Source organism: Salinigranum halophilum (genome assembly GCF_007004735.1).
Classification (GTDB): Archaea; Halobacteriota; Halobacteria; order Halobacteriales; family Haloferacaceae; genus Salinigranum; species Salinigranum halophilum.
On sequence record NZ_SSNL01000007.1, the window covers coordinates 158,135 to 171,060 of the forward strand.

Sequence of the window (12,926 nt, forward strand, 5' to 3'; positions counted from 1 at the left end):
CTAGATGAGTACCGTGATATCCGAGACCATCTCTCCGAGCGCCACAGCCGGCGGTCGACGCCGGTCGCTTTCACCCGCGCCCGGCGGTCCCACCGCCTCTCTGACCGCCGCCGGGACGTCGCCCTCGTACCGCGGGAAGCTGTCGCGGAGCAGGAAGCCGGCGTCTGCGAGATAGTCACCGGTCGTGTGGACGTCGAACACGGCGAGTGCAGCGTCGCTCAACTTCCGTATCGTCGAGCCGTAGCTTATCACGCCGCCTTCGATCTCCTGCCCGGTCGGCAGGGTGTACGAGACGGTCGAGTACCACTCCTCGGCGTACGCCGGCGAACTGAGGTCGATCTGCCCCGGGAGGGCGATGTACTCGTAGCCCCGTTCGACGGCCATGTTGCGGTAGGCGATGGCCGCGTCTATCGACCCCGTCTCGAACTGGCTGATCAACCCCGTCTCCGGGTAGATCTGCTCGCGTCGGAGCACCGTCTCCGTGAGGTTCGAGGCGTCGTCGTAGTACCGCGAGGCGAGTTCGAGCGCGAAGAGCGTCCGATACCCCAGTGGGTCCTGGTCGGGGTCGGTCCGCCCGAGCCTGACGTCGCCCTCGACAAGCGGCTCGTACCACCGTTCGGTCCCGGCCTCGGCGAGGCGCGTTCCGCCCTCGGTGTCGGGGTTGTAGGCGATGACGACGGCGTTGCTCGTGAACACCGAGTGCCACGGCGGCGAGAGCGGCTCGTCGAAGAGCGCCGTGTCGGCCACCGTGACGATGTCGGGGTCGCGTTGGCCCTCGGCGATCATCCGAGCGACGGCCGCCGACCCGTGCGCTTCGACCTCGATGGGGACGTCGACGGCGGGTTGGAGGCCGTGCTGGAGCGCGTGCTGGAGGCTCCCGGCCGCGAGGATGGCGACGGTCGTCGACTGCCCACTACTCTTACTCGCCCGCGCCGTCGCCGCCGACGTGGAGGGCACGCCGCCGCCTCCGCCACCGCTCCGGCCGGTGCAGCCGGCCACTCCCGCGAGGCCGACGGCCCCGAGGAAGTTCCGACGTGTCATCGTAGTTCGCTCGCTCGACATACCATCACAGAACACCATTTGAGGGAAAAGCATATCTCAAAGAGATTTGTTTCACCTTCATGGTCTCACCCGACTCGACGACGCTGACAGCGCGGCAGGTGGAGGTGCTCGAACTCCGGGAGGCGGGTCACACCCAACAGGAGGTCGCCGAACGGCTCGGGACCACCGACTCGAACGTGAGTGCCATCGAGCGGGCCGCCAACACCAACGTCGAGAAGGCCCGGAAGACGCTCGAACTCGTCCGGACACTGCGCTCGCCGGTCCGGTTCACCGTCGACGCCGGCACGTCGTTCGACGACCTCGTCGACCGCGTGTACACCGAGTGTGACGCGGCCGGGACGCAGGTCTCGTACTGTCGGCCGGAGCTGTACGCGCACCTGTTCGGACAGCTCGAACCGCACACGCAGCGTAATCGACTGGAGACCGCTGTCGACGTCGGCGTGACGCGCGAGGGCGACGTGACGGTGTTCGCGCCCGGCCGCTGACCGCGCGGCCGACTACAGCTGTTCTCCGACGAGGCGGTCGGCGCGGGCGACGAACTCCTCCCGAGCACCCGCGGGGATGGTCGCGCCCGCGGCCACGTCGTGACCGCCGCCGTCTCCCCCGACCGCCTGTGAGGCCTCGCGCATCACGACGGAGAGGTCCAGTCCCCGACGGACCAGTGCGTGTGACCCACGCGCGGACACCTTCACCTCGCCGTTGCCGGCGTCGGCGAACGCGATGATGGGGCGGTCGTGTCGGACGCCGCTGGACCCGACGGCCATCCCGGCGACGATGCCAACGATGGTCTCGCGGATTCGCGATTCCGCGTCGAACCACTGCACGTTCTCCTCGACGGTGACGCCCTCGGTCTTCACCCACTGGAGCCCCTCCGAGAGGTTCCGACGGTGGTTACGGAGGAGTTGTCGCGCCTGGTCGAGCGCCGGGCCGCGGTCGCCGAGACAGACCGACAGCCCGACGTCCGCGCGTTCGTACCGTGCCGTCGCGTTCAACAGCGTCGAGAACTCGCTCACGTCGCGTAACTCGGTCCCGGGCGTCTCGTCGGTGAGGACGTACGTCGTCCCGACGAGTGCGTTGATTCGTTCGGCAGGCACGCCGCGCGAGATGGCGTAGCGCATGAGCGCGTTGACGAGCGTCTTCCGCTCCTCGCCGGTGAGGTCGACCCAGTGGCGCCACTCGCCGTCCCGCTTGAGGTCGAGTTCCAGGTCCGAGAGGAACGAGACGGCCCCTGCCTCGTCGTTCGAGATACCGGGGATGCGCGCCTCGCTCGCGTACTCCAGGAGTTTGGGCAGCGGTCGCGTCTGTCGCCCGTACAGGAGGAGGTCGGTCTCCTCGGAGAGCACTCCCGCGTCGACGCCCTCGCGTACGATTCCCTCGTTCGCCCCCGACAGCCCTCCGTCGCCGTCTTGCATGTCGCCGACGGCACCGACGACGGCGAGCCCGGCCAGGTCACGGTTCCGTTCCCCGCCGAGCGCACGGGCGAGGACGTAGCTCGCACCCGCTCCGGAGAGCTCTGACGCGCCGTCGATTCCTTCCAACAGCGGGTTGAGATGGTATTCGGTCTCGGCGTTGGCGGGTTGGTGGTGGTCGGCGATGACGGGTGTGAACTCGCCTTCGAACTCGGTGATAACGTCCAGTTGTCCGCTGCCGAAGTCGGTGAACAGTACCGTGTCGTAGTCGCTCCGAGCGATGCGCTCGACGGCGGCTCTGTCGAGCTGCTTCTCGAAGATCGTCTCGAAGCAGAGACCCGCGCGTTCGAGTGCGCGTGAGGCGATGGCGGCGCTCGTCAGGCCGTCGGCGTCGATGTGCGACGCGAGGAGGACCCGGTCGGCCGCGCGGAGTCGGTCCGCACACGCCGTCGCGCGGTCGAAAAGCGCGGGTACTGGGCCACTCTCGGAACCGCCGGTGTCTACGTCCGCGCTCATAGACTCTCCTTAGCGCCCTCTCGCGTATAAATCTCGGTCTCGCGTCCACGGGCGAGGCTTCACGTACGAGAACGACCCCACCGCACGTCATGCGCTGACGGCCGCCGGTGGACGGGTCGCGACGTGACGGTGCGTCGTCCGCCGGGTTCGACTGCACCGTCCGCTCGCCCTCACTCCGTGAACGCCCGCGTGGCCGCCCGGCACGCCTCGTCGCGCCGGAGCTGTGACAGCGCGCCGCGGATACGGTCGCGTGCGCCGTCCTCCGGTGTGCGGGCCAGCCGTTTGGCCGTCGCCGTCGCTCGCTTCGGTGACTCACTGATGCGCTCGACGAACCGCGTTACGGCCGGTTCGAGTTCCCCGTCCCCGACGACGCGATTGAGGAGCCCCCACTCGTGGGCCGTCTCGGCGTCGATGGGTTCGCCCGTGAGGATCAGTTCCATGAGACGCTTCCGCCCACAGCTCTCTCCGACACGTTCGACGGCGTACGGTGGGTACGCCCCGATGGTGGTCTCGGGCAACGCGAAGGCGGCGTCGTCGACGGCCACTGCGAGATCGGCGGCACAGACGAGTTCGAAGCCGCCGCCGTACGCGAGGCCGTTGACCGCCGCGATGACGGGGACCGAGAGGCGCTCGATTCCCCAGAACGTCTCGTACAGCGCGTCGGCCAGTTCCTCGACGTCGGCCGCGGACTCCGCCTCGTCGATGACGGCGATGTCGTCGCCTGCACAGAAGACGTCTTCGACGCCCGTGAGGACGGCTACCCGTGATTCGGCCTCCGCCCGTACGAGTTCCTCGCCGAGTCGACGCCACCCCTCCAGGTGGAGGGCGTTTCGTTTCTCGGGTCGGTCGATGGTCACCCAGTGCGCGTCGCCGCGGGTCTCTGTGTGAATCACGCTCCGGTACACGTCGCTCCGTGGCAAGAACTCTCGGGCCACCCGGTCGGGTATCGACCCCGCTCTCGCTACTCGTCGGACGAGTCGAACGGTGACTCCGCCCCTTCGGGAACTCGGTCGGGGTGTACGACGACGTTCTCTCGCCCGATGGGTATCTTCTGAATCGCGCCGTCGTCCGCCATCCCCGAGAGCACCCGACTCACTTTCGACTTCGACCACCCCGTCTCGCTGACGACGACCGACTGTCGTACCCGCCCGTCGTGCTCGTCGAGTACCTCGTGAACTCGCTTTTCGTCCGTCGTCGCTCTCGCCACGTGGCCCGTTCCGCCTTCGGTCGCACCGTCGGTCTCCACCCCTGGTTCCACGTCGACCTGTTCCGTTCTGCCTCCGGACGAGTCGGTCCACGGCGACCCGCGTGTGCGGTAGAACAACACGGCTCCGGCTCCGAGAGCGAGTGAGACGCCAGCTAGCGCGCCGACGGCGACGCCCGGCGTGGGCGAGAGCGCACCGACCAGTCTCGAGTCGTCCGGAGAGACGTCCCCACCCCTCGCGTCCTCGGCCGCGTCGTCGACCCCGTCGCCGTCAGTGTCGGCCCGAGTCGGGTCCGTTCCGAGCTGGTTCACCTCGCGTCCGTCGGCGAGGCCGTCGCCGTCGGTGTCTGCCCGCGTCGGATTGGTGTCGTACCGACGGACCTCCGCCGCGTCGTCGAGGCCATCGCCGTCGGTGTCGGGGTTCGTCGGGTCCGTCTCGTGGACGTTGACCTCCGGCCCGTCGTCGAGGCCGTCGCCGTCGGTGTCTGTGTCCGTCGGGTCGGTCTGATACTCGGTCACTTCCGCCCCGTCGCCGAGGCCGTCGCCGTCGGTGTCGGTGCTCGTCGGGTCGGTCCCGTGTGTGGCAACCTCGACGCCGTCGTCGAGGCCGTCGCCGTCGGTGTCTGTCTCCGTCGGATTGGTCTGCTGGTTGTCCACCTCGACGCCGTCGGCGAGGCCGTCGTCGTCGGTGTCGGTGCTCGTCGGGTCCGTCTCGTGGGTGTTCAGTTCGGGACCATCGGCGAGGCCGTCGCCGTCGGTGTCCCTCGTGTCGAACCCCGTCCCGCGTTCGAACTCCTCTCGGTTGCCGAGTCCGTCGCCGTCGACGTCGCCCGCCGCCCCGAGCACCCGGACGCCGACCGTTCCGCTCGCCAGCGGTTCGGCGCTCGTGTTGGTCGCGTTCGCGGCACGTACGGTGACGGTCAGGTCCCGCTTCCCGGTCGCGTTCTCCGGGAACCCGTCGAGCGTCAGCGTGACGTTCGTGGTCGCGTTCGTCCCATCGACCTGCCGACAGGTGGCTGTCCCGGCCGTGTTACCATGCACGTCGGCACAGACGTCGTACGTGTCCGTCCCCGTCGTGACCGAAGTGGTGACGTTCACCGCACGCCACCCCGCGACCGTCGGTCGCTCTCCGTCCGCGACGACGCCCGTCCCCGACAGCGTGACGCTGTTCACGGCCACGGCGTCGGACCCGGCAGCGACGGCGCCGCCGGTGAGGGCGAACAAGACGACGGCGACGACAACGGTGGCAGGGACGGCGAGACGTGCGCTCATGACTCAGTCGTGACATCTACTCGTATCTGCGGTTTAACGCTTTGTTTATCATCCACTCGGCCTGAGTTTCCGTTCGAAACAGTCGAAACGATCCGTGTTTCACCGCCGAACAGTCGGGACGGTCTCCCCGGTTTTTGCACCCGTCACCCGTCGCCGACGACTGCGACATGACTGACGACAACCGCTCTCGACGGAAGTTCGTAGCCGGCGTAACGACGACACTCGCTGCAGCGATTGCGGGCTGCTCGGGTGCGGGCAGCGACAGTGCCTCGACGAACGGAACGACAGAGAGCCAGGGAGCAGAAGGCGTCACGGACACGGCCGACGACGAACAGGCCATGACCGAGACTGAAACGGAGACGGAGATGATGACCGAGACGGATTCGATGGAGAACGAGACGACGACCGACGAGACGGATTCGATGGAGAACGAGACGCTGACCAACGAGACGGATTCGATGGAGAACGAGACGCTGACCAACGAGACGGACTCGATGGAGAACGAGACGCTGACCAACGAGACTGACTCGATGGAGAACGAGACGACGACCGAAGACGAGGACTCGGCGTAGCTACCGGTCTCGGACGAGCCGTCTCTGACCGACGACGGTATCGCCGACGTTCACCCTCTTCTGTGGCCACGCTCCGACGACAGTGACCACGCTACTCGTGGTACGACGGTGCCGCGGCCTCGACGACGCGACACGCTAGCTCTTCGAACTCGGCGTGGTCGGGGACGACGTCGACGTCGATGCCGTTCGCCGCCGCCGTCTCACGCGTCGGGTCGCCGATGGCTCCCACGACCGCGTCGTTCAGGCCGGCGACCGCCTCGTCGCGGACGCCGCGCTCGGCCGCCGCGTCGAGGAAGTTCTCGACCGTGAGCGATGAGGTAAAACAGACACCCTCCAGTTCACCACCGGCGGCCATCACGGTCGACTGCCCCGCTCCTTCGGGGCGCGTCAGCCGGTAGAGGACCGTCTCCTCCACCGTCGCCCCCGCCTCGCGGAGCCCGTCGAGGAGCACGTCGCTCCCGTGGTCCGACCGTGCGACTGCGACCCGTTCGCCTGCGACGTCTCCGCGGAGTCGTTCGACCAGTCCGACCGAGGAGTACTCCTCCGGCATCGCGTCGACGGTCCAGCCCGCCGCCCGCGCGGCCGCGGCCGTCGTCGGACCGATACAGACGAGCGTCGCCTCCCCCGGCAACCACCCCGCCTCCGCGAGGAGTTCCGCGCCCGTCTTGCTGGTGAGGACGACGTACGGGGCGTCTTCGGGGACGTTCCCCGTCGGCTCGACGGCGAGCATCGGGTCCGGAACCGGGGTCGCGCCGAGCGAGTCGAGCAGTTCCACCGCCTGTGCGAGTCGTTCGTCGTCCGGACGGAACACGGCGACGCGGACCTCTCGTGTCATCTCGCCTCACCGACCTCCGTTTCGTACCCGCTCCGGAGAAACGCTCGAACCCGGTCGCGGGTCGCTGCGACGTCGCCGACGACCGTGATCGCCGGCGGCTCGATTCCCGCCTCGTCGCGGACGTCGACGATGGTGTCGAGCGTCCCCGTCGCGACGCGCATCCCCGGCCACGTCGCGCGTTCGACCAGGGCGACGGGCGTCTCGGGGTCCAGTCCCGCGCTCCGGAGTTCGGCGCTGTAGGCGGGCAACTTCCCGACGCCCATCAGCACGACGATGGTCCCGCCGGTCGCGGCGAGTGCGTCCCAGTCGACGGCCGACTCCTCCTTCGTCGGGTCCTCGTGTCCCGTGACGAACGACACCGACGAGGCGTGGTCGCGGTGGGTCACCGGGATGCCGGCCACGGCCGGCCCGGCGATGGCCGAGGTGACGCCGGGGACGACCTCGAACGGGACCCCCTCGCTCGCGAGGTGTTCCATCTCCTCACCGCCGCGGCCGAAGACGAACGGGTCGCCCCCCTTCAGCCGAACCACGTGTTTGCCCTCGCGGGCGAGTTCGACGAGCCGGCGGTTGGTGTACTCCTGTGGCGTCCACTCGCCACCGGCGCGCTTCCCGACGTCCTCGCGCCGGTCCTCGGGGACGAGTGAGATGATGTCCGGGCCCGGAAGCTTGTCGTGGAGCACGACGTCCGCCTCGTCGAGGAGCCGTCGGGCTTTCACCGTCAACAGCTCCGGGTCGCCCGGCCCCGACCCGACGAGCGAGACGTGGCCGACGTCACCCCCGTCGCCCGTCGCGTCGCTCATTCGGCGGCCTCCGTCGCCCGTTCGATGAGTTCGGCCGCCCCGCGGTCCCGGAGGTCGGCGGCGAAGTCCGCAGCGGCGGTGCCGTGCCGTTCGACCGGCAGGTCACGCGAGGCCTCGAGCACGTCCTCGCCGTCGGGGCCGAACACCTGGACGGTCACGTGGACGTACGACCCCTGCAGGACGGCGTACGCGCCGATGGGGGCGATACACCCTCCACCGAGCTCTGCCAGCAGCGTCCGCTCGACGGTCGTCTCGACGCGCGTCCGCGGGAAGTCCAGCACCTCGTTGAGGTCGTCGATGTTCTCGGTCGCCGTCACGGCGATTGCGCCCTGGCCCGGGGCCGGGACGAACTCCGTCGGCGAGAGGCGCGTGAACGAGACCTGGTGGTCCAGGCCGCTCCTCCGAAGGCCCGCCTCCGCGAGGACGATGGCATCGTACTCAACGTCGACCTCCCGGCCGAGTGCGTTCCGTTCGAGCTCCGTCCGCGAGTCGAACCACTCCTGTGGCCGCTGGTCGTACTCCGGTTCGTAGTCGTCCTCGCCGATGTGGCCCTTCCGCTCCTTGTCGGCTTCGACCCGGGCTTCGTGTTCCGCCTGGAGCGACGGCGCGAGCACCTTCTCGACGCGCGTGTCGACGTTTCCGCGGAGCGGTTCGACTTCCAGGTCGGGACGGGCGTTGAGCAACTGCGCTCTGCGGCGGAGCGACGACGTGCCGACCGTCGCCCCCTCGGGGAGGTCCGCCAGCGACTCGCCGTCGGGCGTGACGAGGACGTCGTTCGCCGGGGCGCGCTCGAGTACCCCCGCGATGACCAGTTCGGGCGGCTGCTCCGTTGGCATGTCCTTCAGCGAGTGGACCGCGGCGTCGACCTCCCCCGCCATCACCCGCTGGTCGAGCGCACGGACGAACGCCCCGGTCTTTCCCAGTCGGTGGATGAGTTCGTCCGTGATTCGGTCTCCTTCCGTCTCGACCTCGACGAGTTCGACTTCGTATCGGCGGTCCTCGAGCGCCTCCTGTACGCTCGCCGCCTGCCGGAGGGCGAGGTCCGACCCGCGTGTCGCTAGTCGGAGCGTCCGTGTGGGCATACGCGAGCATGCGCGACCGACAGTGAAAAGCCCACCACTTCCGCCGTCACGCTCTTGTCTGGCTGTCTCCACGTCCGTCTGTGTCCCTCCCTCTGTCGCCCTCCGACCGCACCATTGCATTTGACGATGACGGCTAGCCGACTCGACTGGCTGGCCCGTGGGGTCGGCGACTTCCTTCGATTCGTCCTGCTCTGGGTCGCTCTCGGCTCGGTGACGGGGCCGCTTCGAACGATAATCTCGGCCGCCACCAGTGAGCGACTGCCCTGGTGGACCGCTTCTGTGACGACTGCGGTTCTCGCGACCGCCGTCTACTGGTCCGTCGGCCGGCTCTCCTGGCGGCTCGTCGGCCGTGCGTGGCTCTGCGGCATCGTCGTCTCCGTGATTTCTGTCGTCGGGTTCGTCCTGTTCCCGTTCGACGAGTCGTCCAGTTTCGCGACAGTCGTCCTCGTCTTCTGCTGGTGGCTCGTCGGCGTCGGCGTCGGCGTCGGACTCACCTCGCCGACGCTGTGGCGGTCGTTCCGCGACCGGGTCCTCCTCCGGCCGCGGTCGTAGCGCGCTCGGACGCCCTTCACGGCGTGCCGAGTTCCTCGTGCCGCCTGTAGAGGTAGTACAGCGCGAGCGGGACGCTCACCACGAAGTTCGTCACGAGGACGGCGACGACGGCGAGCAACCCCCAGAGGACGGGGTCGGGCGTCCACGCGCCGCCTTCCCGTTCGACCGCCCGCGCGTCGACGTACATCGCGACGGGGAACACGAGCGTGATGACGACGCCGACGAGGCCGGCCAGCGTGGCGACGCCTCCGAAGAGGACGAACGTCGAGAGGCTCGCGAGGCCGCCGAGCCCGACGATATCGAGCACGCCCGCGAAGAGGAACAGGACGGCCGCGAGGGCACCGCCGACGAGAGTGACCAGGAGGTAGACGGGGACGGCCGCGATCCAGTACCACCAGTTCGATTCGACGCTCGCAGCGGGCAAGAGGCCGTCGAGCGTCCGCCGGAGGCTCTCGCTCGTCGTTTCGGGCGCACCGGTCGCGCCGTCGGACCCGGCGGCGGTCTCGCCACTTCGACCGATAGCGGCCCCGTCGCCGCCGTTCGCGTCGTCGGTCTCCGTGGGCGGGTCGAACTCGGCGGGCGACGCCCCGTCAGGGTCGTCACGGCCTTCGTCACGCGGCGGGCACATGTCCGACCGGAGGGCGTGCCGACACTCAACTCTCCCGGTCACCCGCCGGGGACGACACACGGCGGCTCGGTCCACAGCCCGCCGCGCACGCGGAGGACCTCCGTGGGCGGGTCGAACTCGACGGCTGGCTCAGCCGCCTGTCGACGAGACGACCGTCTCGACGTCACCGAGTCCCGCACGCCGGACGACACCCCGTACCGGGTCCGCACAGCCCGCGAGGTTGTCCGAACCACCGTCGAGGACGAGGAGGTCCGCCGCCCGGCCGGCTTCGACGACGCCCGCGTTCCGCCCGGTGATCTCACAACCGGCCGTCGTCGCCATCCGGAGCACCTCCCGGGCCGTCACGTCGAACGACTTGGCGGTGTACGCCATCTCCCGGAACATCGACGGCGCGTTGAGCATGACGTTGTCCGTCCCGAGGGCCACGGTCGTGTGGTCGAGCAGGTCCCGGAGCGGCGGCCGACCCACCCCGAGCACGAGGTTCGCCCGCGGACACACTGCGATGGGTGTCTCGCGTTCGGCGACGCGGGCCAGATGTTCCGGTTCGGCGTGGACCATGTGGACGAGGAGGTCCGGCTCCAGATCGAGCGCGGGGTGGATGTCGTCGGCGTCCGGCTCGCCGGCGTGGATGGCGAACGGGACGCCCGCCTCTCGGACCGCCGCGCGCCGTGCGGCGAAGTCGTCGTCGGCCGCACCGCTCGCCCCGAAGCCGTCCGCTACCTCGAGCACTGCCGGGTCATCGCTCCCGAAGATGAACGGGTCGACCATCTGCCCCCGTGCGGCGTCGCGGAGCGCCCGAGCACCCTCGACGCCCGACTCGCGGAAGTCGAGGAACGCGGTGGTCCCCGTCCGCTCCATGAACCGGAGCGTCCGACGCATCGCGGTCACGAGTTCCGTCCGGCTTGCGGCCGCCAGCCGTCGGTGTTTCAGACTGTCCGGCGGCGCGACGGCCTCGTCGAGAGAGAGACCGACCGCCGCCTCCTTCGCGACCGAGTCGCCGATGTGGGTGTGTGCGTTGACGAACGCCGGGAGGACGATGTCCGTCGACGTCGTGTCGGTCTGCTCGACCGCCTCGATACGACCGTCCGCTACCACGACGCGGCCGCGAACCGGTTCGAACGACTCCCCGGCGAGTATCGTTCCCTCGAACTGTTCCATGGCGACCCTCGCGGGCCTGTAACGATATATGTTTTCTTCGCCTAGTTGCAGAACAATCCGCTCCTCTACTCGGTTTTTCGTGTCGGTACGTTCTGCCCGGTCCGCCGTTCGCTGGCTCGGGAGCGCCGTGTCGAGCAGTCACGACGGCGAAAGTCGTCGGCTGCCCCGGCGACGGTCGCCCCGTCCGCTCTCACGCGGGCTCTCGGGCGACGGCTCAGAGCGCCTCTTTGTACGCCTCGAGTGTCTCTTCGACGTCCTCGTCGGTGTGGGCGTAGGAGACGAACTGCGACTCGAACTGATTGGCCGTGAGGAAGACGCCTCTCTCTTTCATCTCCTGCCAGAAGACGCGCTCCCACCGCTCGGTCTCGGCGTCGGCGACGTCGTGGCCGGTCTTCGGACAGTGGTCGTACCGCGGGCAGTCGGGTCGCTGTTCGCACCCACTCGAACACTGGTCGCCGAGGCTGATGGGGGCCTGTCTGGTGAAGACCGTCTTGAACATCGAGTCGGTTCCGACGACGGTGTACTCCGGCGCGCGCTCCTCGCAGATGTCGGTGATGCCCGCCCGGAGCGTCTCTCCGAGCCCGTTGATGTGGTCGTACACGTCGTTCTCGGCGGCGTAGGTGAGGTAGGCGTGGCCCGCCGCCATCGTCACCGGGTGGCCGGAGAAGGTCCCCGACTGGAAGACGTCGCCCGACGGCGTGAACGACTCGATTATCTCCGCCTTCCCGCCAATCGCGCCCACGGGGAAGCCGCCGCCGATTATCTTCCCGAACGTGGTCACGTCGGGTGTGACGCCGAGTTTCGACTGCGCACAGCCGAGTCCGCCGACCCGGAAGCCGGTGATAACCTCGTCGAAAACCAACAAGGAACCGTAGTCGTCACAGAGGTCGCGGAGGGTCTCGTGATACCCCTCGACCGGTTGGACGATGCCGTAGTTGCCGAGAATCGGTTCGACGAGGACGCCGGCGATGTCGTGGCCGTGCTCCTCGAAGACCGTCTCGATGGTCTCCTCGTCGTTGAACGGGACCGGAATCGTGTGCTCGGCGAACGACTCGGGGATGCCCGCCGTCGACGGGTGCGGACTGTCGGGGCCGCCCTCGACGAGCGTCGACTCCTGAGCACCGTGGTAGCCGCCCTGCATGACGACGATCTTGTCCCGCCCGGTGTACCCGCGGGCGAGACGGACGGCGGAGACCGTGGCTTCGGTCCCGGAGTTGACGAACCGGATCATCTCCACCGAGGGGACGTGCCGGGCGACGAACTCCGCGTGGTCGACCTCGATCTCCGTGGGCGCGCCGTACATCGGGCCCTCAGAGGCGTACGACTGGACGGCCGCCCGGACGGGTTCGGGCATGTCGTGTCCGTAGAGCAGCGGACCGTAGCCCATCACGTAGTCGATGTAGCGGTTGCCGTCGGCGTCGACGACGTGGGCGCCGTCGCCGCGCTCGATGAAGAAGGGGTACGGGCGGGTCGCCCGGACCGAGGAGTTCACGCCGCCGGGCATCACCGAGAGCGCCCGGTCGTACAGGTCGCGGGAGCGGTCGTGGTTCATGACCCCCGCTTGGGTGGGCCCTGACTTGGTAGTGTCGGGCGCTGTGGGGCGGTCCGAAGCCGCCGGTGAGCGCCGCCGCTCGTCGGTGGGTCTCGCGAAAGAACGGGTGTCGGGAACCGCTGCTCAGACCGCTTCGGGACCGCGCTTTCCGGTGCGAATCTGGACCGCGTCGCTCACGGGGAGGACGAATATCTTCCCGTCGCCCTTCTCGCCGGTGTTGGCGGCCTCGCTGATGGCCTCGACGACGTCCTCGGCGGGGATGTCGGCGACGACACACTCGACTT

General features: G+C 68.8%; 14 protein-coding genes. 3 read left to right on the top strand and 11 right to left on the bottom strand.

The window, feature by feature from the left end; all coding sequences use genetic code 11:
• Complete coding sequence (locus E6N53_RS18935) at nt 1-1,041, bottom strand: extracellular solute-binding protein (protein ID WP_236642426.1); 1,041 nt, start codon at nt 1,039-1,041, stop codon at nt 1-3.
• An 80-nt stretch (nt 1,042-1,121) separates the two neighbouring features.
• Here E6N53_RS18935 and E6N53_RS18940 point away from each other — a divergent pair, with 80 nt between their 5' ends.
• Nucleotides 1,122-1,547, top strand: coding sequence for a Tfx family DNA-binding protein (locus E6N53_RS18940; protein WP_142861012.1), 426 nt, complete (start codon nt 1,122-1,124; stop codon nt 1,545-1,547).
• A gap of 12 nt (nt 1,548-1,559) precedes the next feature.
• Here E6N53_RS18940 and E6N53_RS18945 read toward each other — a convergent pair whose 3' ends face one another.
• The 3 genes from E6N53_RS18945 to E6N53_RS18955 form a co-directional block, all read right to left on the bottom strand.
• The gene (locus E6N53_RS18945; RefSeq protein ID WP_142861013.1) at nt 1,560-2,987 is read right to left on the bottom strand and encodes a RecJ family nuclease; all 1,428 of its coding nucleotides are present in this window, start codon (nt 2,985-2,987) and stop codon (nt 1,560-1,562) included.
• A gap of 170 nt (nt 2,988-3,157) precedes the next feature.
• On the bottom strand, nt 3,158-3,880 hold the full coding sequence (locus E6N53_RS18950; RefSeq protein WP_161596608.1) for an enoyl-CoA hydratase/isomerase family protein: 723 nt from the start codon (nt 3,878-3,880) through the stop codon (nt 3,158-3,160).
• Between the two features lie 68 nt (nt 3,881-3,948).
• Nucleotides 3,949-5,463 carry a helix-turn-helix transcriptional regulator gene (locus E6N53_RS18955; protein ID WP_142861015.1) on the bottom strand — a complete coding sequence of 505 codons (1,515 nt, stop codon included), beginning with the start codon at nt 5,461-5,463 and terminating at the stop codon, nt 3,949-3,951.
• A gap of 167 nt (nt 5,464-5,630) precedes the next feature.
• On the opposite strand from E6N53_RS18955, the gene E6N53_RS18960 reads away from it, so the two are divergent.
• Entirely contained in the window at nt 5,631-6,035 is a 405-nt protein-coding gene (locus tag E6N53_RS18960; RefSeq protein WP_136600596.1) for a hypothetical protein, read from the top strand.
• 91 nt (nt 6,036-6,126) lie between these two features.
• On the opposite strand, the gene E6N53_RS18965 is transcribed toward E6N53_RS18960, so the two are convergent.
• From E6N53_RS18965 to hemC, 3 genes are read right to left on the bottom strand one after another with little or no spacing between them, the layout of a single operon-like run.
• Nucleotides 6,127-6,870 carry a uroporphyrinogen-III synthase gene (locus tag E6N53_RS18965; protein ID WP_142861016.1) on the bottom strand — a complete coding sequence of 248 codons (744 nt, stop codon included), beginning with the start codon at nt 6,868-6,870 and terminating at the stop codon, nt 6,127-6,129.
• Nucleotides 6,867-7,670 carry a uroporphyrinogen-III C-methyltransferase gene (gene cobA / locus E6N53_RS18970; protein ID WP_142861017.1) on the bottom strand — a complete coding sequence of 268 codons (804 nt, stop codon included), beginning with the start codon at nt 7,668-7,670 and terminating at the stop codon, nt 6,867-6,869. The genes E6N53_RS18965 and cobA overlap by 4 nt, the downstream gene beginning before the upstream one ends.
• A complete protein-coding gene (gene hemC, locus E6N53_RS18975; RefSeq protein ID WP_136592260.1) occupies nt 7,667-8,752 on the bottom strand; it encodes a hydroxymethylbilane synthase in 1,086 nt (361 codons plus the stop codon). Before hemC ends, cobA begins: the two co-directional genes overlap by 4 nt.
• A gap of 126 nt (nt 8,753-8,878) precedes the next feature.
• Here hemC and E6N53_RS18980 point away from each other — a divergent pair, with 126 nt between their 5' ends.
• Nucleotides 8,879-9,304, top strand: coding sequence for a hypothetical protein (locus E6N53_RS18980; RefSeq protein WP_142861018.1), 426 nt, complete (start codon nt 8,879-8,881; stop codon nt 9,302-9,304).
• A 16-nt stretch (nt 9,305-9,320) separates the two neighbouring features.
• Here E6N53_RS18980 and E6N53_RS18985 read toward each other — a convergent pair whose 3' ends face one another.
• The 4 genes from E6N53_RS18985 to E6N53_RS19000 all read right to left on the bottom strand — a co-directional run.
• On the bottom strand, nt 9,321-9,932 hold the full coding sequence (locus E6N53_RS18985) for a hypothetical protein (RefSeq protein WP_142861019.1): 612 nt from the start codon (nt 9,930-9,932) through the stop codon (nt 9,321-9,323).
• Between the two features lie 129 nt (nt 9,933-10,061).
• Nucleotides 10,062-11,090, bottom strand: coding sequence for an amidohydrolase family protein (locus E6N53_RS18990; RefSeq protein ID WP_142861020.1), 1,029 nt, complete (start codon nt 11,088-11,090; stop codon nt 10,062-10,064).
• 214 nt (nt 11,091-11,304) lie between these two features.
• Nucleotides 11,305-12,642 carry a glutamate-1-semialdehyde 2,1-aminomutase gene (hemL, locus tag E6N53_RS18995; RefSeq protein ID WP_136592264.1) on the bottom strand — a complete coding sequence of 446 codons (1,338 nt, stop codon included), beginning with the start codon at nt 12,640-12,642 and terminating at the stop codon, nt 11,305-11,307.
• Nucleotides 12,643-12,765: 123 nt separating this feature from the next.
• A partial coding sequence (locus tag E6N53_RS19000; RefSeq protein WP_142861021.1) for a nitrogen regulatory protein GlnK1 occupies nt 12,766-12,926 on the bottom strand: 161 nt, incomplete at its 5' end.

Excerpts from the sequence above, each read along its gene's own strand:
- E6N53_RS18990 (WP_142861020.1), bottom strand. The coding sequence starts at position 11,090 with ATGGAACAGTTCGAGGGAACGATACTCGCCGGGGAGTCGTTCGAACCG.
- E6N53_RS18955 (WP_142861015.1), bottom strand. The coding sequence starts at position 5,463 with ATGAGCGCACGTCTCGCCGTCCCTGCCACCGTTGTCGTCGCCGTCGTC.
- E6N53_RS18980 (WP_142861018.1), top strand. The coding sequence starts at position 8,879 with ATGACGGCTAGCCGACTCGACTGGCTGGCCCGTGGGGTCGGCGACTTC.
- E6N53_RS18945 (WP_142861013.1), bottom strand. The coding sequence starts at position 2,987 with ATGAGCGCGGACGTAGACACCGGCGGTTCCGAGAGTGGCCCAGTACCC.
- E6N53_RS18985 (WP_142861019.1), bottom strand. The coding sequence starts at position 9,932 with ATGTGCCCGCCGCGTGACGAAGGCCGTGACGACCCTGACGGGGCGTCG.
- E6N53_RS18960 (WP_136600596.1), top strand. The coding sequence starts at position 5,631 with ATGACTGACGACAACCGCTCTCGACGGAAGTTCGTAGCCGGCGTAACG.
- hemC (WP_136592260.1), bottom strand. The coding sequence starts at position 8,752 with ATGCCCACACGGACGCTCCGACTAGCGACACGCGGGTCGGACCTCGCC.
- E6N53_RS18965 (WP_142861016.1), bottom strand. The coding sequence starts at position 6,870 with ATGACACGAGAGGTCCGCGTCGCCGTGTTCCGTCCGGACGACGAACGA.
- cobA (WP_142861017.1), bottom strand. The coding sequence starts at position 7,670 with ATGAGCGACGCGACGGGCGACGGGGGTGACGTCGGCCACGTCTCGCTC.
- E6N53_RS18935 (WP_236642426.1), bottom strand. The coding sequence starts at position 1,041 with ATGACACGTCGGAACTTCCTCGGGGCCGTCGGCCTCGCGGGAGTGGCC.
- hemL (WP_136592264.1), bottom strand. The coding sequence starts at position 12,642 with ATGAACCACGACCGCTCCCGCGACCTGTACGACCGGGCGCTCTCGGTG.
- E6N53_RS18940 (WP_142861012.1), top strand. The coding sequence starts at position 1,122 with ATGGTCTCACCCGACTCGACGACGCTGACAGCGCGGCAGGTGGAGGTG.